General features: G+C 62.6%; 19 protein-coding genes. 9 read left to right on the top strand and 10 right to left on the bottom strand.

Features of this window, described 5'->3' with window-relative positions; all coding sequences use genetic code 11:
- Positions 1-53: 53 nt before the first annotated feature.
- On the top strand, positions 54-1,151 hold the full coding sequence (gene mutY, locus ACGKZZ_RS02360) for an A/G-specific adenine glycosylase (RefSeq protein WP_411221821.1): 1,098 nt from the start codon (positions 54-56) through the stop codon (positions 1,149-1,151).
- On the opposite strand, the gene ACGKZZ_RS02355 is transcribed toward mutY, so the two are convergent.
- The 6 genes from ACGKZZ_RS02355 to ACGKZZ_RS02330 all read right to left on the bottom strand — a co-directional run bounded on the left by ACGKZZ_RS02355 (position 1,140) and on the right by ACGKZZ_RS02330 (position 7,459).
- Positions 1,140-2,204, bottom strand: a complete 1,065-nt coding sequence (locus tag ACGKZZ_RS02355) for a glycosyltransferase family 4 protein (protein ID WP_411221820.1) — start codon at positions 2,202-2,204, stop codon at positions 1,140-1,142. The genes mutY and ACGKZZ_RS02355 overlap by 12 nt on opposite strands.
- A complete protein-coding gene (locus tag ACGKZZ_RS02350) occupies positions 2,201-3,769 on the bottom strand; it encodes an ABC transporter permease (protein WP_411221819.1) in 1,569 nt (522 codons plus the stop codon). The genes ACGKZZ_RS02355 and ACGKZZ_RS02350 overlap by 4 nt, the downstream gene beginning before the upstream one ends.
- The gene (locus ACGKZZ_RS02345; RefSeq protein WP_411221818.1) at positions 3,766-4,563 is read right to left on the bottom strand and encodes an ABC transporter ATP-binding protein; all 798 of its coding nucleotides are present in this window, start codon (positions 4,561-4,563) and stop codon (positions 3,766-3,768) included. The genes ACGKZZ_RS02350 and ACGKZZ_RS02345 overlap by 4 nt, the downstream gene beginning before the upstream one ends.
- Positions 4,553-5,548 (bottom strand): ABC transporter substrate-binding protein, encoded by a 996-nt coding sequence (locus ACGKZZ_RS02340; protein ID WP_411221817.1) that lies wholly within the window; start codon positions 5,546-5,548, stop codon positions 4,553-4,555. The genes ACGKZZ_RS02345 and ACGKZZ_RS02340 overlap by 11 nt, the downstream gene beginning before the upstream one ends.
- A gap of 63 nt (positions 5,549-5,611) precedes the next feature.
- Positions 5,612-6,592 carry a lysylphosphatidylglycerol synthase transmembrane domain-containing protein gene (locus ACGKZZ_RS02335; RefSeq protein ID WP_411221816.1) on the bottom strand — a complete coding sequence of 327 codons (981 nt, stop codon included), beginning with the start codon at positions 6,590-6,592 and terminating at the stop codon, positions 5,612-5,614.
- Between the two features lie 123 nt (positions 6,593-6,715).
- Entirely contained in the window at positions 6,716-7,459 is a 744-nt protein-coding gene (locus tag ACGKZZ_RS02330) for a CDP-alcohol phosphatidyltransferase family protein (protein ID WP_411221815.1), read from the bottom strand.
- Between the two features lie 78 nt (positions 7,460-7,537).
- On the opposite strand from ACGKZZ_RS02330, the gene ACGKZZ_RS02325 reads away from it, so the two are divergent.
- Positions 7,538-8,083, top strand: a complete 546-nt coding sequence (locus ACGKZZ_RS02325) for a cytochrome b (protein WP_411221814.1) — start codon at positions 7,538-7,540, stop codon at positions 8,081-8,083.
- On the opposite strand, the gene ACGKZZ_RS02320 is transcribed toward ACGKZZ_RS02325, so the two are convergent.
- Positions 8,078-8,815, bottom strand: a complete 738-nt coding sequence (locus ACGKZZ_RS02320) for an endonuclease/exonuclease/phosphatase family protein (protein ID WP_411221813.1) — start codon at positions 8,813-8,815, stop codon at positions 8,078-8,080. The genes ACGKZZ_RS02325 and ACGKZZ_RS02320 overlap by 6 nt on opposite strands.
- Before the next feature lie 123 nt (positions 8,816-8,938).
- On the opposite strand from ACGKZZ_RS02320, the gene ACGKZZ_RS02315 reads away from it, so the two are divergent.
- Positions 8,939-10,078 (top strand): alkane 1-monooxygenase, encoded by a 1,140-nt coding sequence (locus ACGKZZ_RS02315; RefSeq protein ID WP_411221812.1) that lies wholly within the window; start codon positions 8,939-8,941, stop codon positions 10,076-10,078.
- Positions 10,079-10,103: 25 nt separating this feature from the next.
- Here the strand turns inward: ACGKZZ_RS02315 and ACGKZZ_RS02310 are convergent, their stop codons facing one another.
- Entirely contained in the window at positions 10,104-10,592 is a 489-nt protein-coding gene (locus ACGKZZ_RS02310) for a peroxiredoxin (RefSeq protein ID WP_411221811.1), read from the bottom strand.
- 96 nt (positions 10,593-10,688) lie between these two features.
- Here ACGKZZ_RS02310 and ACGKZZ_RS02305 point away from each other — a divergent pair, with 96 nt between their 5' ends.
- From ACGKZZ_RS02305 to ACGKZZ_RS02295, 3 genes are all read left to right on the top strand, one after another.
- Positions 10,689-11,900, top strand: a complete 1,212-nt coding sequence (locus ACGKZZ_RS02305) for an NAD(P)/FAD-dependent oxidoreductase (RefSeq protein WP_411221810.1) — start codon at positions 10,689-10,691, stop codon at positions 11,898-11,900.
- Positions 11,897-12,460 (top strand): 16S rRNA (guanine(966)-N(2))-methyltransferase RsmD, encoded by a 564-nt coding sequence (rsmD, locus tag ACGKZZ_RS02300; RefSeq protein WP_411221809.1) that lies wholly within the window; start codon positions 11,897-11,899, stop codon positions 12,458-12,460. The genes ACGKZZ_RS02305 and rsmD overlap by 4 nt, the downstream gene beginning before the upstream one ends.
- Positions 12,461-12,539: 79 nt before the next feature.
- Positions 12,540-13,508, top strand: coding sequence for an MBL fold metallo-hydrolase (locus tag ACGKZZ_RS02295; protein WP_411221808.1), 969 nt, complete (start codon positions 12,540-12,542; stop codon positions 13,506-13,508).
- Positions 13,509-13,521: 13 nt separating this feature from the next.
- Here ACGKZZ_RS02295 and ACGKZZ_RS02290 read toward each other — a convergent pair whose 3' ends face one another.
- Complete coding sequence (locus ACGKZZ_RS02290; RefSeq protein WP_411221807.1) at positions 13,522-14,472, bottom strand: L-threonylcarbamoyladenylate synthase; 951 nt, start codon at positions 14,470-14,472, stop codon at positions 13,522-13,524.
- Between the two features lie 136 nt (positions 14,473-14,608).
- On the opposite strand from ACGKZZ_RS02290, the gene ACGKZZ_RS02285 reads away from it, so the two are divergent.
- On the top strand, positions 14,609-16,309 hold the full coding sequence (locus tag ACGKZZ_RS02285) for an acyl-CoA dehydrogenase (RefSeq protein WP_411221806.1): 1,701 nt from the start codon (positions 14,609-14,611) through the stop codon (positions 16,307-16,309).
- Positions 16,306-17,352, top strand: a complete 1,047-nt coding sequence (locus tag ACGKZZ_RS02280; protein WP_411221805.1) for an MBL fold metallo-hydrolase — start codon at positions 16,306-16,308, stop codon at positions 17,350-17,352. The genes ACGKZZ_RS02285 and ACGKZZ_RS02280 overlap by 4 nt, the downstream gene beginning before the upstream one ends.
- Positions 17,353-17,413: 61 nt before the next feature.
- On the opposite strand, the gene ACGKZZ_RS02275 is transcribed toward ACGKZZ_RS02280, so the two are convergent.
- Positions 17,414-17,971, bottom strand: coding sequence for a YqgE/AlgH family protein (locus ACGKZZ_RS02275; protein WP_411222195.1), 558 nt, complete (start codon positions 17,969-17,971; stop codon positions 17,414-17,416).
- 133 nt (positions 17,972-18,104) lie between these two features.
- Here ACGKZZ_RS02275 and ACGKZZ_RS02270 point away from each other — a divergent pair, with 133 nt between their 5' ends.
- Entirely contained in the window at positions 18,105-18,920 is an 816-nt protein-coding gene (locus ACGKZZ_RS02270) for a protein-disulfide reductase DsbD domain-containing protein (protein ID WP_411221804.1), read from the top strand.
- Position 18,921: the final 1 nt, after the last annotated feature.

The following is an 18,921-nucleotide window of genomic DNA, read 5'->3' as shown; positions in this document are numbered from 1 at the left end:
CCCTGTCCCGCGCACTATTCTAGTGCCGCAAGCCCGATGCAACCAGCCTTGAAATGAACACAGCGATCAAAGCCCCGTCAGCCCCCCGTGAACGCCCCGATCCGGCAGCGCTCCTTGAATGGTACGACCGACACGCCCGCGCCATGCCGTGGCGCGTGGGGCCGAAATCGCGCGCGAACGGCGTGCGGCCCGATCCCTATCGGGTCTGGATGTCCGAGATCATGCTGCAGCAAACGACGGTCGCAGCCGTAAAGAGCTTTTTCGAGGCCTTCACAGCCCGCTGGCCCACCGTCAGTGACCTGGCGGACGCCGAGGATGCCGACGTCATGGCCGCATGGGCGGGGCTTGGCTACTATGCCCGCGCGCGCAACCTTCTGAAATGCGCAAGGGTCATCCGCGACGAACACGGCGGAACGTTTCCCGATACCTATGACGGTCTGATCGCACTGCCGGGGATCGGGCCATATACCGCCGCCGCGATCGCCTCGATTGCATTTGACCGTGCCGAAACCGTGCTTGACGGCAATGTCGAACGGGTCATGGCCCGCCTGTACGATGAGCACATGCCATTGCCCGCTGCGAAACCTGTGTTGATGGAATATGCCAAAGCGCTGACGCCGCAGGTCAGGCCGGGGTGCTATGCGCAGGCGGTGATGGATTTGGGCGCGACGATCTGCACCCCGCGCAACCCGGCGTGCGGCCTGTGTCCGTGGCGCAGGTCTTGTGCGGCATGGGAGGCCGGGACGGCGAAAGACCTGCCTCGGAAATCGCCGAAGAAACGCAAGCCGACCCGTCACGGCTTTGCCTATCTGGTGCGCCGGGTCGATGGTGCATGGCTGTTGGAGCAGCGCCCGGACAGCGGGCTTCTGGGCGGTATGCTTGGCTGGCCGGGGAGCGAATGGGGCGATGATCCGCAGGAGGCGCCCCCCATCAAGGCCGAGTGGCGCACCCTGCCAGCCGAGGCGCTGCACACATTCACGCATTTTCATCTGCGGCTGACGGTAAAGACCGCGCTTGTTCCGATGGAGCGCGCGCCGGCCCGCGGCATGTTTGTCGAGGCCGAACGCTTTGATCCTGAAGATCTGCCGACAGTGATGCGCAAGGTTTACAACCTGTTGAGCGGAAGCGAGAAGCCGACGTCACTTGCTTGAAGGTTCGCCACAAAGCCGGTCCAGAACCTGCCCGGCAACGCGCGCCGTGTCTTTCCACATCGGCAACCGACGGCCTTCCAGTTCCGCCGCTTGCGCCATGTTCTGTCGCATCGAATCATCCGTCAGAAGATCGGAGAGCGCTGCGGCGAAGGCATTTGGGTCATCGACAGCGACAAGCCGTCCGGCGCGCTGCGGCACTGTGTCTGGCACTGCACCGGTGCGGCAACTGACGATGGGCAAGCCGTGTGCCAGCGCTTCGTCAAAGACCAGCCCGTAGCCCTCGAATCGGGTGGCCAGGGCAAATATGGTGGCGTTCGCGTAGAGCCGTTGCAGATCGTCCTGCGCAACAAAGCCCGCAATCTCGACCCGCGCTTCCAGTCCCAGCTCTTCCCCAAGCGCTCTCAGTTCGGCGGCATGGCTCGCGTCATGCACCTTGCCTGCGATCACAGCTTGCCAGTCTAGATGTCTCAGTCGGGCCAATGCACGCAACAGGATGTCATGACCTTTGCGCGGATGCTGAATCCCGACCGACAGGATCAGCGGCGGCGACACTGGCGCTGGTGCAAGCTTTGGCGGCTCTGTACCGGGACGCAGCACCGTGACGCGTTCGCGCGGCACAGAGTAGGACGAAACAATCGTCTCTGCCGTGCTGGGGCTGGGAACGAACACATGCGCCATATGAGCGAGATTTTCGCGCTCGATCCGGTAGAGCCGATCCCGCTGCGCGGCGCTCAACCCTGTTTCCAAGGCCAGCGGATGATGGACCATTGCCACGCAGGGCACATGCAGTCGCGCAAGCGCATCCGTGTCCATCGTTGCCGACACAAACCCGTCAAGGATCACCACCCGATCCGGCTCAAGCGCATTTAGCTGCATAACTGCATCCGCCATGTCTGCGCGGTCCGGATCGGGAAAGGACGCCCCGAATTCCAGATGCACAACGTCCCTACCCTGAGCGCGCAGCCCTTCCAGCAGCTTGCGCTCGTAGATGTACCCGCCCGTCGGGGTGTTGATGTCGCCCGGAATGGCAAAGGCGGCGCGGCGCAAGCTCATGCCAGTTGCTCGGGCGCATACCGCGCAAGAACGCGCCGCTCCACTGCACCGACCAGCGCATATCCAAGCGAGGACAGCGCCGCGACAATGACCACGGAGCTCCACAAGATGTCGTAGTCTGACAATGATGCCGAGAGCGCCATCAGGCTGCCGATTCCCGCCCCGGTTGCCAGCCACTCCACCACCGTCACCGCCAGCACCGAGGCTGGCACCGCCATCCGTGCCGCGGCGAAAAAGGCGGGCAACATCGCCGGAATTTGCACCCGGAGCAGCCGCGTCATTGGACCGGCGGCATAGCTGTCCAGCACATCGAGCACCTGCCCCGGCGCTTGCCGCAATCCGTGCAGGCAAGCGACGAAAGTGGGAAAGAACACCATGACCGCAACCAGAACGATGGTCCCGACCGCCCCGCGACCGAGGATCAGAACCACCAGCGGCGCGGTCGTCACGATCGGCACCGAGCGCAGCGCGATGGCAAGAGGCATCGCCGTGCTGGCCAGCGCAGGCGCCAGCACCAGCAAGATTGCCAGTCCCGCGCCCGCCGCCAATCCGGCAAGGTATCCCGGAAGCAGGAACACCGCCGTTTCCGCCAGCGCTGCGTAAATGGTCGCGCGGGTTGCAGTAGCGTCCGGGTCCGTCACAAGTGCGGCCCAGACATCATTCGGCCCCTTGGCAAAGAACGGGTTCAACCCGAATGCCCAGATGGCCCCCGCCCAAAGCGCCAGCGCCAAACCCAGAACGACAAGTGCATCGACCCAGCCGCGTCCGCTGCGAACGCCCGAGGGCGCAGCGAGGATCACGGGGGGCGCGTCCAGCAAGACCCGCCGCGCGAGCGCGCCGATGGCAAGATAGGCGAAGATCGAGACTGCCGTGGCAACGCTCGCCAGCCCCCATGTCATCTCCACATCCAGCGCCCGGATCGCGCGGATCGTCAAAACGCCCATGCCGCGCTCGGCACCGGTGAACTCACCCACCATCGCGCCAAGAAAGGCGGCAGGCGCGGCGATTTGCAGACCGGCGAACAGGTATGGCAGCGCCGCCATCAGCCGCACATGCACCAGTGCCGCCAGCGGCCCGCGCCCATAGCTGCGCACCAGATCGAACCAGCTATCGGGAGCAGCGCGCAGGCCCACCAGCAGCGGAATCAGCGTGGTGTAATAGACCGCCAACGCGGCCAGCGCGATTTGCGGGCCGGAACCGGGGCCGAAAAACACCCGAAGGATCGGCCCGGTTGCGACAAGCGGCAGGCAAAAGACCAGCAGCGCCAGCCCGGTGACGACGCGCTGGGATCGCGGCCAAATGAGCGCGACACCAGCCAGCGCCACGGCGGCAAGGTTGCCGATCACGAAACCGGCGGCGGCATTGAGAAGCGTCACGCCAAGCGCGCGGCCCATGAGCCGCCAATCGTCGATCAGATAAAACACGACCTCGCTTGGCGCGGCGAGGACAAACGCGCCGGTCAAGAGATGCGCAGCACCTTCCCACAGCGCGATCAGCAGCGCCACGCCGATCCACGCGCTCGGCAGCCGCGCAGAGCGCACGGCGGGACTTGCTGCCGCCGTCATTGCGCGGCAAGCGGAGTATCTTCCGCCGCCATCGCCTCGGTCAGCTCGGCAAAAACCCGTTCAACCAATTCCAGAGCGTCATCGCTGCGGCCGATCCCTTCGGGGCGCGGGCGCGGCAAGTCGATCACGATGTCCGCGGCGACCCGCGCCGGGCGGGGTGTCAGCACGATCACCCGATCAGACAGCGCCACAGCTTCGCTGACCGAATGCGTCACGAGAAGCGTCGTGGTTCCCCGCGCCTCCCAGATGCGTGGCAGATCCTGCGCCAACTGGCGGCGCGTCAGCTCGTCGACGGCACCGAACGGTTCATCGAGCAGCAGCAGCCCCGGCTGCGTCGCCAACGCCCGCGCGATCGCCGCGCGCTGGCGCATCCCGCCGGAAAGCTCTGCAGGGCGGGCGTCGGCGAACCCGTTCAGCCCGACGAGGGCAATCAATTGGTTGATTTCGGAGTCTGAAACTGGGCGGCGCGCAAGGCTCAGCGCCAGTTCGATATTGCCACGGACGCTGCGCCACGGCAGTAGTGAGGGATCCTGAAAGGCAATCGACAGCCCCGCCTGCTGCAAGGTTTCGGATGGCGGCGCACCGGCGATCTCAATGGTTCCCGCGCTCGGGTCTTCCAGACCCGCGACCATGCGAAGCAGCGTGGATTTTCCGCACCCGGACGGCCCGACCAGCGCTGTCGTCTGCCCCGCCGCAATCGTCAGATCAACGTCGCGCACCGCTTCAGTTCCGCCGTCGAACCGTTTCGACACGCCGGAGCAGTCAATCTCGGGGGGCGGGGTTTCAGGTGGCATGAACCTCTTCCAGGACCGAGCGGTCCCAGAGATCGGGCGTCACCGTCCGGCCCAGAAGCGCGAGAGTTTCGATATTGGCTGCAACCGCGTCATCCGTCCACCAGCCGAAGCCCTGCGCATCGGTCAGATCCGAAAACATGAGCGGCACCTGCCGGGCGGCCTGAAGTTTCTGCGTTTCTAGATCGAGCCCGGCATCGGGATACATCCGCACGGTCAATTCCGCCGCAGCATCGGTATCTTCACGATACGCGGTCCAGCCACGCACCTCTCCGGCCATCAGCGCGATCAAATCGGCGCGGCGATTGGCAAGGCTGTCTTCGGTGGCCAGATAGGTCTGCGAATGGACGGCATAGCCGTGATCGGCCAGAAGCATCGTCACGCTCTCGACCCCCTGCATCGCCATTGCGACGGGAAGATCGGTCTCCCAACACAGCAGGCAATCAACCTCGCCAGCCAAAAGCGGCTGAGCGGAATATTGCGTTGGGATGATGTTAATCTCATTGATGTCAATGCCGTTAAGCTTGCAAAGCGCCTGAAGGATCGGCGTGTTGGCAAGCGCCATGCCGATCCGCTTGCCGATGAGGTCTGCCGGGGAGTTCACTGGGTTTTCAGGCAGCGATGCGATGACGAACGGGTTCTTTTGCATGGCGACTCCCAATATCTTGAACGGTGCGCCCTGCTCGACCGCTGCTGCGACATAGTCGGCAGCAGAGATACCCACCAGCGCGGTGCCCGAAATCACCGGCGGCTCGACGGGGGCATTCGGACCACCGGAAAGCAGTGACACATCAAGCCCTGCGTCGGACCAGAAGCCACGTTCCTGTGCAATATAGCTTCCGGCGAATTGAACGGAATGAAGCCACGATAGCTGCAAGCTCACCGGTGTTTGGGCAACCGCTCGGTGCGGGGTCAATCCTAAACCGGCTGCGCCGAGGGCGGCTGCTCCGGTTCCTAGAAGAGTGCGGCGGGTTAGGTCTGAGGGCATCGGAACGATCCTTTTCTGTCTCAACTCTAAGGCTAGTCCCGACGTTCCCCGAGACAAGCAAAACTATCGCCTGTCTGGCGCTGCGCTGGTTCGCCCGACCAAAATCCGCTCGCGCCGCGCACCGCGCCAGAGGACCGCAAGCCCTGGCAGAACAGCGACGATAAAGACCAGCCCGAACGCGATGCTGGTCGCCAATCCGTCGCTCGCGCTTGTTCCGGCCAGGGGCAAAAGCGCTGCCGCCGCGCCTTCGCGAAGGCCCCAACCGGAGATCGAGATCGGGATCAACATGGTGAATAAAATGAGCGGCACCAGCGCGGTGATCGCTGCCAAATCAAGCGTGGGACCAACGGCGCGGGCGCACAAGGCAAACGCAGAGAGATTGCAAAGTGCCGTCCCGATGCTCAGCCCGATCTGTCCGGGCAGCGCCTGTCGCGTCGCGAGTGCCGTGTGCAGCGCCTTCCAGAAGCCTGCCGTCGCTCTCCCCAAGGCGCCGGGCAGGTGCGTCAGCCACAACAGGGCGAACGGAAGCGCCAACCCGCACGCAAGCAGCAGCGCAACCGGAAGCGCCAGCCAGTCCGGCCAGTCAAGCCCACCCGGAATCGCCAGCGTCACAATGAACCCGACCGCCAAAACGGCAAACATCGCGATCTGACCGGCCAATCGCTCGAACACCACAGCCTGCCCCGACGCCAGCAGCCCGGCCTGCCCGCGCGCGCGAACCGCACGGCCTGCGTCTCCGACCATGCCGCCTGGCAATGACTGGTTGACCACCTGTGCGAGGTAATACTCTGCGATGGCATGACCTGCGCCAAGCGAAATGCCAAGTTGCCGCGCTGTCAGCCGCCAGCGCAGCGCCGAGAGCACCGTTTGCAGACTGAGCGCGATCAGCGCCAGACAAAGCCATCCCCAATGCGCCGACGCCAGCGCCCGCGCTGCTTCTGGCCCGTCTGCGGCGTTCCAGAGGAGCGCCATCAGACCAACCGCTACCGCGATTTGCGCCACACGCAGAACCCATCCCGGGATCGTGTCAATCAGATCTTTCACTTACCCGACCCTCCTTGCGGCGCTGTACCGTCGTAACCATCGGGTATCAATTCGTGCATCGGTTTGGATTAACAAGAGGTGAAACGACAAAGACCGCAAGACAGGGACGGAGCGTGACTTGCGTCATGCTTGCCGCCAAAGCCACACTACGTCGCGCGCAAATGACCATGCCAGGGCCGCCGCAACCGACAATTCAAGCGCTGTCGCAATGACATGGGGCAGGATCGGTGCCTGAAGAGCGATCAGCGCTCCAACTTGCAGAACGCAAATCGCCTTGCGACTGAACCGCTCGGGCAGTTCGCGCCTCATCCACGGCAGCAGGGCCATAGCGCCGATAAACACATAGCGTGGCAGGCCCAGCAGCAGGATGGCCCAACCCGCATCACCGCCGGCAAGCACGTTGAGCGCCAGAACGAGCGCCAAACCTGCGTCAACTTCCATGTCGAACCGCGCGCCGAAGGCCGAGGTCAGACCCTGCCGCCGCGCAAGCCAGCCATCGATGCCGTCCAGCGAAAGTGCCCCGAGGGCAACCGCGAAGACCGGCCATGACGTTCCGGTGCCCGCGAACACCGGTGCGATAAGCGCCGCTGTCAGCGCAAGACGCAAAAGGGTTGTCAGATTGCCAAATCCAAGGCGCGGGAATGGATGGTCTTGAGCGAGCGCGCGCGCAGCGATCGCCACCGCAGCCCCGTAAACGACAAGCGCTGCGACTGCCTGCACCGGGCCAGTGCCGGGAAACGCGATCGCAAGAGTAAGCAAACCCAACCCGCAAACCAGCGCCGCAACGAGAAACGAATGTACGGGCGCCGGCATCGTGGTCGCCATGCTCACGGAACGCTTGGGCGTATGATGATGAATCTCAGCCATCTGGATAACCACAGTCTGCTAAAAACGGACTCAAACCGCGCACTTGATGCTATGGTAGCACGATCTAGGATTTCGACTATGTCAGATGCCCGATTCAAGTACTCTCGACCGGCTCGCGTCCTCCACTGGACCATGGCGGCCCTGGTGCTGGCGACGATTCCGGTCGGCGCTTTGATGGCGCGCGAGGGCATCGCCAAAACGCTGCAAGATGTGCTTTATCTTTTTCACAAGAATGTTGGCGTCTTGCTTTTGATCCTGGTCTTTATCCGCGTTGTCTACCGCTGGCGCCATCCGCCCGCACGACTTCCCGCGCATGTTCCCGGCTGGCAACGGCGCGCTGCGGCGGCGTCTCACGTCGCGCTCTATACGCTTCTGTTTTTCATGCCAATTGCGGGATATGTGCGTGTGAAGGCAGGTGGGTTTCCCATTGAAATCCTCGACGTCATCGGCCTGCCATCGCTTGTACCCCGCTCGGAGTCTCTGGCTGAGACCGCGATGATGTTGCATTTTTACGGAAGTTTGGTGATTGTCGCGCTTATCGCGGTCCATGTCGCCGCTGCGGCGCAACACGCGCTCTTTCGACGTGACGGTGTCTTCTTGCGCATGTGGCCGCCCTTTTCATGACGGCGACCCAACCTTGATCTGTGCCGCAAGCGGACGGTGATCCGACGCCATGCGTATCCCGGCGCCATCGAGAACGCGGGCATCGACAACGCGCGCAGCGCCGGCCGCCAAGAACCGGTCGAGCGGCAAGAGCGGTCGCCGGACCGGAAATGTCGCCCGAGCCGGTCCGGAAAAGCGTTGTCCGAGAATACCCTTGGAAAAAGCCAGCCCGCCCCAGGGACGCCATTCGTTGAGATCTCCGCACAAGATGGTCGGCCGATCACTGCGCCGCGTGAGATATTGGCCCAGTGTCCGCATCTGGGCCACCCGCAATGCCTGCGTCAGCGACAGATGTGTTCCGATCAAGCGTACCGGACAATTGTCTTTTTGCAGATCCAGCACCACGGCGCCACGATGGCAGTGCCCGGGCAAATCAACCAGCGCAATGTCCTCAATCGTCACACCGGCCTGCGCCAATATCAGAACGCCGAGAAAGCCATGACTGCTTTCGCCCCACCGGGTCCGCGTATCGGCATGTACGTGTCCCAGGCCGGTGTCGGCCTCGATGCGATCGAGATCGAGAAATCCCTGATGTGGCTGTGCTTCCTCGTCTGCTTCCTGCAGAACCAGTATGTCTGTGCTGCGGTCGGCGACCTCACCGGTCAGGACGTCGACCGTCCGAACAGGATCGATTACCCCGTCCTCCCCGCGTCCACGATGGATGTTCCAGCTTATACAGGACAAGGTCGTCATCGTTCGTGCCAGATAGCGCCCCAATTCAAACGTGCAATGTGGTTCGATCCTCGCAACGTAAGTCTTGGCGAAGCCAACTGCACGCTGTTAGTTTTGCGCGACCCCTTTCTGCGAGTCCATGCCGTGGCTGACAGCACAGTACCCAAACCGACCCGCCTGCCCTTGCGTACCGCATTGCCGTTCTGGCTGTCGCTGTTGATGATCCCGCTGGTTCTGAGCGGCGCGATCTTTGGTGGGGTTTGGGTTCTGGTGCCGATTCTCGCAACGTGGGGGGTCTTTGCCACGTTGGATGCGGCCCTCGGGCTCAATATCGACAACCTCGATCCGCAGACCAGGGACAGCGCGCTGTTCTGGCATCGACTGATCACGCTGATCTGGGCACCTTTGCAGTTCGCGATGATCTTCGGGCTGGTCTGGTATGTGCCTCGCGCCGAGTATCTTGGCGCATTGGAGATTTATCTGGTCACGGTCGGGATGGGCGTCATGTCCGGCACCATCGGCATCGTTTACGCACATGAACTCATGCACCAGCGCAACAAATGGGAGCGTTGGCTGGGCGATCTGCTCATGGCGATGGCGCTTTACGGGCATTTCCGCTCGGAGCATCTCTTGGTGCATCACCGCCATGTGGGAACGCCGCGCGATCCCGTGACGGCGCGCTACAGCGAATCGTTCTGGCGCTTCTATCCCCGCGTTCTGCGTACCTGCCTCGTCTCGTCCTTTCGTGCCGAACGCGACATGCTGGCGCGCAAGGGGTTGCCGTGGTGGCACCGGCGCAATCCGTTCTGGCGCTATGGCGCGTTGCAACTGGCGTTTCTGCTATTGGCCTTTGCGCTTGGCGGCTGGCTTGGCGTGCTGATCTTCATGCTTCAGGCGTGGTCGGCGATCTTCCAGCTCGAACTGGTGAATTATGTCGAACATTATGGGCTGACACGGAAGTATCTGGGCGGCGGCAAGTATGAACACGTCAAGCCACGCCATAGCTGGAATGCGTCACATAAGGCATCCAACTGGCTGTTGATCAATCTCCAACGCCATTCAGATCACCACTACAAGCCCGACCGCCGGTTCCCGCTGCTACAAGCCCATTCCGAGGAGGACGCGCCGCAATTGCCCTATGGCTATCCGGTGATGACGTTCTTCGCGCTGTTTCCGCGCAAGTGGCGCGCGATGATGAACCCGCGTGTTCGGGAATGGCGCAAGCGCTACTATCCCGAAATCGAGGATTGGAGCGACTATAACAAGGCCCGCCACCCGGTTTGAGCAGCGGGCGGTATCGGTTAGTGGCTTAGAGTTCCTTCAGCATCGATTCGCCGCCGGAGATTTCGCAGACGCCGGGGCTTTCCTCGACATGCCATGCGGTGATGGTGCCGTCGTCCACCAGCATTGCATAGCGCTTGGACCGCCCGATCAGACCGGCGGGAGGTGCATCGAAATCCATGCCCAGCGCCTTGGTGAATTCGCTTTGCGGATCACCCAGCATGGTGATTCCGGCACCGGTCGCGCCGGTCGCTCCGCCCCAGGCTTGCATCACGAACGGATCGTTGACCGACACACAGATGATCTCGTCGACGCCTTTTTCAGTGAACTGATCCTTGGTGCGAACAAAGCTCGGGACATGCGCGGCGTGACAGGTTGGCGTGTACGCGCCCGGCACGGCAAAGATCACCAGTTTCTTGCCCTTGGCGTGAGCGGCCAGAGACACTTGTTCAGGGCCGTCCTTGCCCATCTTGACCAACGTTGCTTCGGGGAGTTTGTCGCCTGTTTTAACGGCCATGTCTGGTCCCTTTCAAAGAATTGCGTTTCCGTGCTGCTGGCATATAGGGTCAGGCACAACGACACCAATGGCATTTTCGAGAGATAAGGGGCGCATATGAGCCACGTCATCGTAGTGGGAGCCGGGCAAGCCGGTGCGTCTCTGGTCGCCCGGCTGCGCGCAAAAGGCTTTGACGGTCGCATCACCCTTATCGGTGAGGAACCCTTTCCGCCCTATCAGCGCCCACCGCTTTCAAAAGCCTATCTGCTGGGAGAGATGGAGCGGGAACGTCTCTATCTGCGGCCCGAAAGTTACTACGCCGAGAACGACATCGACCTGCGGTTGGGCGCGCCGGTGACCGAGATAGACGCTGACGCGCAGACGGTGACGGTGGCGGGCGAGACGCTGGGCTATGATGATCTGGTTTTTGCGACCGGTTCGGAACCACGCCGGCTTCCGGCGGCGATCGGCGGCGATCTGGACGGTGTTCTGCTGGTGCGGGGATTGCGGGATGTCGATGCGATGGGGCCACGGTTTGCGAGAGGCGCGCGCGTGCTGATCGTTGGCGGTGGCTATATCGGGCTGGAAGCTGCGGCGGTCGCTGCGAAACGCGGCCTGTCGGTCACGCTGGTGGAAATGGCGGAACGTATCCTGCAACGCGTTGCTGCGCCGGAAACCTCGGCATACTTCCGTGCGCTTCATACTGCGCATGGTGTAGATATTCGCGAAGGCGTGGGGCTGGATCATCTGACCGGAACGGACGGCGCAGTGACGGGTGCGGTTCTGACGGATGGCAGCTCGCTCGAGCTGGATTTCGTGCTGGTTGGGGTTGGCATCCTGCCGCACACAGCGCTGGCGCAAGCCGCAGGTGTCACGATCGAGAACGGCATCAAGACCGACGCGCATGGCCGCACCTCTGTTGCGAATATCTGGGCAGCGGGCGACTGTGCGTCTTTTCCGTGGCGCGGCCAGCAGTTGCGGCTCGAAAGCGTGGGTAACGCGATAGATCAGGCCGAATGCGTGGCCGACAACATCCTGGGCGCGGAGTGCGCCTATGACGCGAAGCCGTGGTTCTGGTCGGATCAGTACGATGTCAAACTCCAGATCGCGGGATTGAGCACCGGCTATGACAGGATCGTCGTGCGCGAGGGTGACGGCGATACGGTTTCGCATTGGTACTTCTCCGGCGAGACGCTTCTGGCAATCGACGCGATGAACGACCCGCGCTCCTACATGGTGGGCAAGCGTCTGATCGAAGCGGGTAAGTCGCCTTCTCCCGAAGCCGTGCGCGACACCTCCACCGATCTCAAAGCGCTGCTCAAGGCGTGAGGATCATCGCCGGAAAATGGCGCGGGCGGCCTCTGGCCAGTGTCGGAAAGGGCGACCCCAGCGCCCATCTGCGCCCGACATCCGACCGCGTGCGCGAGAGCCTGTTCAACATGCTGGGCGGCGGACGGTTCGGCGCGCCTTTCGAGGGCGCGCAGGTGCTTGACCTGTTCGCGGGAACTGGCGCGCTGGGGCTTGAGGCGCTGTCGCGCGGGGCGGATGCAGCGGTGTTTGTCGATGACGGTCGCAAGGCGCTCGGGCTGATCCGCGCCAATATTCAGACGCTTGGCTGCACCGCCTGCCGCGTCATCGCGCGTGATGCGACGCGGCTGCCGGCTTGTGATGCAGCGCCGGCGACGCTGGTATTCCTCGATCCGCCTTACGGTTTGGGTCTGGGCATCAAAGCCCTGTCAGCGGCAACAGAGGGCGGATGGCTGGCGCAAGATGCGCTGATCGTCTGGGAGGAAAGCGCGCCGCAATCGGCCCCTGCCGGGTTCGAACGTCTCGACGCCCGCCGTTATGGCGACACCCATGTCACGGTGCTGCGCTATACTCCTATCTAGGCAAACGGAAATCGCGATTGCGGCATTGCTTGGCGATATGTTATTCACAAGTTTGAATTTATCTCTGGGAGGAGACACCATGCTGTTGCGCCCGACCCGCCGCGCCTTTCTGAAAACCGCCGCCGCGATGCCCGCCTTTGCCCTGCCCGGAGCGCAAGCGCTGGCCAGCCTCGGCGCGCCCGAGGGTGGCAATCCCGGGTTTTTCCGCTTCACATTGGGAGAGGCGAAGATCACCGTCGTTTCGGATGGTTACCTTGGTCTGTCGGTCGATGGCCTTGGCGTCAACGCCGATCCGGCAGAGGTGCAGGCGTTTCTGGCAAAGCACTTCCTGTCGACCGAGACCAACTATTCCCACACCAATCACATCCATATCGAGATCGGAGACGCGCGCGTGCTGGTCGATGTCGGCTCCGGCAACCGGTTCCTTGAAACCGCAGGGCGCGTCTGGGCCAACATGGAGGCGGCAGGGCTTGATCCGGCGGCGATCACGCATGTGGTGATCACCCATGCGCATCCGGATCACATCTGGGGCATTCGCGACGATTTCGACGAAGCGATCCTACCGGATGCAAAGTACTTCATCGGAGAGACCGAAAAGAACTTCTGGATGCAGGACGGTCTTGCCTCGCAAGTGTCCGCGGACATGCAGCAATTCGTTGTCGGTGCACAGAATTCCATCGAAGTCGACGGCGCCGAATGGGAGCTGATGCAGGACGGCACCGAAATTTTGCCGGGCGTGCGCGTGATCGACACACCCGGTCACACGCCGGGGCACATGTCGGTTGTCGTCGAGAGCGGCGGGCAGCAATTGATCGCGCTCGGCGATGCAATGACCCACGCCTATACAAACTTCGCCCATCCCGGCTGGTATAACGAATTCGACATGGATGGCGATCAAGCGGTGAAAACGCGCATGCGCCTGCTCGATATGGTGGCGGCGGATCGGATGGCGGTCCTCGGCTATCACTTTCCGTTCCCCGGCGTCGGCCATGTCATGCGCGAGGGTGACACATACAGCTTTGTTCCGGCACTCTGGAAATTCGACTGAGCTGCGAGCAGCGTCAGTCGCGAGGAGCAGCGGCGCGGGTCAGTCGGTCATTGATCGCCACGCCCAACCCGTGATGCGGGATCGGCGACACGGCAATCACCGTTCCGCCCCGCGCGTCCAGGCGGTGCAGATGGTCGAACAGATGCGCCGCCGCCTCGACCAGATCCTCGTCCTCGGACAGGTTCAGATCGCAGGCCACATCTCCGAACCCCAAGCGCAATTCGCCCGCGCGCCACTCGGTCGCGTTCAAACGCACTGCGGCGTTCGGTGCATAATGCGAGCCAAGCTGCCCCGGCGCGGAAATCGCCTCGGCGTTTTTTCGAACGGCGATCGCGGCACCCAGCGTTTGCATCAGCTGGTCTTTCGTGACCCCACCGGGACGCAACAGAATCGGATGCTCGACCAGCCCGATGATCGTGGATTCGATGCCAACCGCGCAGACGCCCGCGTTGATCACCGCATCCACGCGGTCTCCGAGACCGCTCGTGACATGCGACGCGCGCGTCGGGCTGATCTGGCCCGACCGGTTGGCCGACGGAGCCGCGACCGGGCCGCCGAAACCCGCCAGCACCGCCTTGGCCGTCGGGTGGGCCGGCACGCGCACCGCCAGCGTATCGAGCCCGGCGGTCACCAATTTGGAAATCGGACTGTCTGCGCGCTTGCGCAGGACCATTGTCAGTGGACCGGGCCAATAGGCATTGGCCAGCGCTTCGGCCTCATCGCTCCAAATCACATGCCGTTTGACGGCATCACGCTCGGCAAAATGGGCGATCAAGGGGTTGAAGCTGGGGCGGCCTTTCGCATCGAAGATGCGCGCCACCGCGCGGTCGTTACACGCATCCGCGCCCAGCCCGTAAACCGTTTCGGTCGGAAAGGCGACAAGCCCGCCGCCGCGTAGCAGCTGTGCGGCGCGCGCGTGGCCCTCGGCCGTGTCGGGCAAGATTTCCATCGGGGATCGGTTCATCCGTGACGCCGCGTTTTGGTTGATGGGGCAGACCGCATTCGTCAGGCTTGCACCAAAGGTGACGATTGCTTATCGCCCGGACCATCGATTGCCAAGCCGCCCTGCGCGCGCCAAGCCACCAAAGGAAAGCCCGCTCATGCCATATCGCGCCAATGTTTCCGAGTTCCGTTTTATGTTCGATCACGTGGTCGGGTTTGATCAGGTCGCCGCGACCGACCGTTTCGGCGAAGCGACACCTGAAACGGTCGATGCCGTGCTGACCGAGGCGGGCAAGATGTGCGAAGAAATCCTCGCCCCGTTGCAGCGCGCCGGGGATCTGCATCCCGCGCGGCTTGAGAACGGGGTCGTGCGGACGTCTCCGGGGTTCAGCGACGGCTACCGCGCGATTGCCGATGGCGGCTGGATCGCGATTGCCGCCGATCCGGACCACGGCGGCATGGGATTGCCAATGTCCATGACCACCGCCGTCAACGACATGATGAGCGCCGCCTGCCTGTCTTTGCAACTTGCGCCGCTGATGTCGCAAGGTCAGATTGAAGCGCTGGAGCATCACGCGACAGACGAGATCAAGGACACCTATCTGCCCAAGCTGATCTCGGGTGAATGGGTCGGCACGATGAACCTGACCGAACCGCAGGCGGGTAGCGACGTTGGGGCGCTGGCGACCAAAGCCGAACCGAACGGCGACGGCACATACGCGATCACCGGGCAAAAGATCTACATCTCATGGGGCGACAACGATTTCACCGAAAACGTCTGCCACCTCGTTCTCGCCCGCTTGCCGGGAGCCGTGCCGGGAACGAAGGGGATCAGCCTGTTTCTGGTGCCCAAGCTCATTCCGGATGAGGCCGGTAACCCCGGTGTGGCAAACACGCTGAAAGTGGTGAGCCTCGAACACAAGATGGGCCTGCATGGCAGTCCCACCGCCGTGATGCAGTATGATGGCGCAAAAGGCTGGCTGATCGGCAAGGAGCATGACGGGATGCGCGCCATGTTCACCATGATGAACAATGCGCGACTTGGTGTCGGTGTCCAAGGCATCGGTGCCGCCGAAGGCGCGTTCCAGCACGCGCTCGCCTACGCGCAAGACCGCAAGCAGGGCAAGACCGAGAACAACAACATCACCGATCATGCCGACGTGCGCCGGATGCTGGCAACGATGAAGGCCGATATCTTCGCCGCGCGCGCGATTGCCTTGGCCAATGCCGTGGCGATCGACATGGAGACCGCCACCGGTGATGCCGACTGGGCCGCACGCGCCGCGCTCCTGACGCCCATCACCAAGGCGTTCGGCACCGAAACCGGCATGAGGGTGGCCGAGATGGGTGTCCAGGTGCATGGCGGCATGGGCTTTGTCGAGGAAACCGGCGCGGCGCAGTATTCCCGCGATGTCCGGGTTACTGCGATCTACGAAGGCACCAACGGCATTCAGTCAATGGACCTCGTCGGCCGCAAGCTGATGGACGGCGGCGAGGCGGCGTATCGGTTGCTTGACGAAATGGAATCCGAGGCCGAGGCTGCCCGCACCGCCTTGCCCGATCTGGTTGATCCGGTCTGGCAAGCCTGCGAGACGCTGCGCGAGACCACCGAGTGGATGGTCGAACACGCGCCAAAGGACCGCTTTGCCGGGTCAGTTCCGTTCTTGCACGGCTTTGCCCGCGTACTTGGTGCGCATTACCACCTCAAGGCGGCGCTGGCCGATCCTGACGGCCCGCATCAGCGCCTCGCCGCGTTCTACATTCACCGACTGTTGCCCGAACATGTCGGCCTGTTGGCCCATGCCCGTCAAGGCGCCACCGCACTGTTTGCGCTGAGCGTCGAAGACCTGGCGTCGTGAAGGATCGAGATACAGGCGGCATTCGCTATCCCTGGATCGAGCCGCCCGAAGACGGCAAAGCAACCGAAGTTGCACCGGGTGTGCTCTGGATGCGACTGCCGCTGCCGATGAAGCTCGATCACGTCAACGTCTACGCGCTCGACGAAGGCGACGGCTGGACCGTTGTGGACGCCGGTTTCGCCTCTGATCGCAGCCGGGAGATCTGGACGCGGCTGATGCACGGGCCGCTGGCCGGAAAACCCGTGCACCGGGTGATCGTCACGCATCATCATCCCGATCATATCGGCCTGGCCGGTTGGTTCCAGAACGATCACCAAGCCGAACTTGTCACCACACGCACTGCGTGGCTGATGGGGCGGATGCTGCAACTCGATGAACAGGAGCGGCCCAGCGGCGAGACACTGGAGTTCTGGAGACGTTGCGGTATGGATCCGACGATCCTGAACAAACGCGCGTCTGAGCGCCCATTCAACTTTGCCGATTGCGTCGCGCCGTTGCCGGTCGGCTATACCCGCATAAAGCAAGGCGATGTGATACGCGCGGGCGGACGGGATTGGGATGTGCATATCGGCAATGGCCATGCCCCCGAACACGCGACACTTTGGTCACGCGATGACAATCTGGTCCTCGCAGGAGATCAGATCCTTCCCTCGATCAGTTCCAACATCGGTCTTTACGCCACAGAACCCGAGGCCGATCCGGTCGCTGACTGGCTCGAGGCGTGCGAGCGCTTGTCGACATTGGCGCGCGAGGACCATCTGGTGCTGGGTGGGCATAAATTACCGTTCACGGGCTTGCCCTTGCGGCTACATCAGATGATCGAAAACCATCACGGCGCGTTGCGCCGGCTGGAAGCGCATATAACCAGCCCGAAATCCGCTGGAGAATGCTTTGCGCCCTTGTTCAAGCGCAAGATCGGAGAAGGCGAATACGGCCTCGCTCTGGTCGAGGCGATGGCCCATTGTATGCATCTGTGGCACGAAGGTCGCGCCACACGCACGCTTTCAGCGGGTGGTGCGTGGCTCTTTCAGGCGCACGGCTAACGCCTTCTCTGGTTGTAAAATACCTCGGGGTGAGGGGCAGCGCCCCTCGAAGACCGCCGGTTCAGGCGCGCCCGCCTTCTGCCGAAAGGGCCAGCGGGGTGATGCCAAGCGTTGCCAGGGCGGCTTCCCACTTGTCGCTGTCGGGTGTCGCAAATACCAGATCGCTTGTTGCGTCGCAGATCAACCAACCGTTTGACGCAATTTCGCTTTCCAGTTGTCCTGGCCCCCATCCGGCATACCCCAACAAGATCAAACGCTTCTCTGGCCCGGTGCCGGCCGCGATGTTCTCCAGGACGTCAAGCGTTCCGGTCATGGAGAATTCCTCGTCCACCTCCAGCGTCGTCAGGTCCGACATGAAATCGGTGCTGTGAAGCACAAATCCGCGGCCCAACTCGACCGGTCCGCCAAAATGCACCTGCGTCTCGGCGACATCCTCCGGGCTGTCGATCGACAGCTGGTCGAGCAGATTGCCAAAGGTCACATCCGCAGACGGCTTGTTCACGATCAATCCCATGGCGCCCTCGTCGGAATGGGCACAAAGATAGATCAGGCTATGCTCGAACCGAGGGTCGGGCATCCCCGGCATTGCGATGAGCAATTGTCCGGTGAGGTCGGTCATGGTCTGGCGCGTATTCACGTCTCTAACGTGGCTGCGTCGGCGCGCGGTTGCAAGGGCACAGATCACGTCAGATCGCTTTGGATCGCCGGTTTGTGACTTTTCTTCCGGCAGCAAAGCGGCCATCTGCTGATGTATGACACTCATGCGAACCTACCTTGCGGCACTTGTCGCGCTGATCCTGTGCGGCATGCCTGCGTTTGCGGGCGGTGATACGACCGGGCTGTCCAAGGTCGAGTTGCGTCCGGGATGGCGGATGGCCGACGGCACCCATATGGCCGCGCTGCATATCGTTTTGGAACCGGGTTGGAAAACCTATTGGCGCGCGCCGGGCGATTTCGGCATCCCGCCGCAATTCGACTGGGCTGGTTCGCAAAATATTGATGCGGTCTCGCCCAAGTGGCCGACACCGGATGTCTTCTTTGAACAGGGCATGCGCTCCGTCGGATATCGGCGCGAAGTGGTGATCCCGTTGCATCTGGTCGCCAAGGACATATCCGCAGATATCGAGGTTTCAGGCGAGGTGCATATCGGGATTTGCAAGGATATCTGCATTCCCGCCCGCCTGAACTTTACCGCGACCCTCCCCAGCGCTGTGACGCGCCCTGATCCGACAATCGCCGCGGCCCTAACAGATACACCGTTTACGGCGCAAGACGCGCATGTGCGCGCTGTGTCATGCAAGGTGAAGTCCGGCAAGGGCGGAGGTCTGGTCCTGCACACGAGGATCGACATGCCAAGTGCAGGCGGAGCCGAGTATGTGGTGATCGAGACCGACAATCCGCGTGTCTGGGTTGCCGAACCTGACAGCCACCGCGATGGTGGATCGTTGTTTGCCAGCACCCGGATGATGCATGTCGATGGCGGCAGCTTTGCGCTTGATCGCTCCAAGCTGCGCTTCACCGTCATCGGGGGCAATCACGCAGTAGACATTCACGGCTGTTCGCCCTGAT

It is taken from the genome of Marivita sp. S2033 (genome assembly GCF_046592965.1).
Classification (GTDB): domain Bacteria; phylum Pseudomonadota; class Alphaproteobacteria; order Rhodobacterales; family Rhodobacteraceae; genus Marivita.
Note: the sequence above shows the minus strand (reverse complement) of the source record. Positions and strands in the feature narration are given on the sequence as shown.

Coding starts and splice junctions, on each gene's coding strand:
- mutY (WP_411221821.1), top strand. CDS start 54: ATGAACACAGCGATCAAAGCCCCGTCAGCCCCCCGTGAACGCCCCGAT.
- ACGKZZ_RS02355 (WP_411221820.1), bottom strand. CDS start 2,204: ATGAGCTTGCGCCGCGCCGCCTTTGCCATTCCGGGCGACATCAACACC.
- ACGKZZ_RS02350 (WP_411221819.1), bottom strand. CDS start 3,769: ATGACGGCGGCAGCAAGTCCCGCCGTGCGCTCTGCGCGGCTGCCGAGC.
- ACGKZZ_RS02345 (WP_411221818.1), bottom strand. CDS start 4,563: ATGCCACCTGAAACCCCGCCCCCCGAGATTGACTGCTCCGGCGTGTCG.
- ACGKZZ_RS02340 (WP_411221817.1), bottom strand. CDS start 5,548: ATGCCCTCAGACCTAACCCGCCGCACTCTTCTAGGAACCGGAGCAGCC.
- ACGKZZ_RS02330 (WP_411221815.1), bottom strand. CDS start 7,459: ATGGCTGAGATTCATCATCATACGCCCAAGCGTTCCGTGAGCATGGCG.
- ACGKZZ_RS02325 (WP_411221814.1), top strand. CDS start 7,538: ATGTCAGATGCCCGATTCAAGTACTCTCGACCGGCTCGCGTCCTCCAC.
- ACGKZZ_RS02320 (WP_411221813.1), bottom strand. CDS start 8,815: ATGACGACCTTGTCCTGTATAAGCTGGAACATCCATCGTGGACGCGGG.
- ACGKZZ_RS02310 (WP_411221811.1), bottom strand. CDS start 10,592: ATGGCCGTTAAAACAGGCGACAAACTCCCCGAAGCAACGTTGGTCAAG.
- ACGKZZ_RS02305 (WP_411221810.1), top strand. CDS start 10,689: ATGAGCCACGTCATCGTAGTGGGAGCCGGGCAAGCCGGTGCGTCTCTG.
- ACGKZZ_RS02295 (WP_411221808.1), top strand. CDS start 12,540: ATGCTGTTGCGCCCGACCCGCCGCGCCTTTCTGAAAACCGCCGCCGCG.
- ACGKZZ_RS02290 (WP_411221807.1), bottom strand. CDS start 14,472: ATGAACCGATCCCCGATGGAAATCTTGCCCGACACGGCCGAGGGCCAC.
- ACGKZZ_RS02285 (WP_411221806.1), top strand. CDS start 14,609: ATGCCATATCGCGCCAATGTTTCCGAGTTCCGTTTTATGTTCGATCAC.
- ACGKZZ_RS02275 (WP_411222195.1), bottom strand. CDS start 17,971: ATGACCGACCTCACCGGACAATTGCTCATCGCAATGCCGGGGATGCCC.
- ACGKZZ_RS02270 (WP_411221804.1), top strand. CDS start 18,105: ATGACACTCATGCGAACCTACCTTGCGGCACTTGTCGCGCTGATCCTG.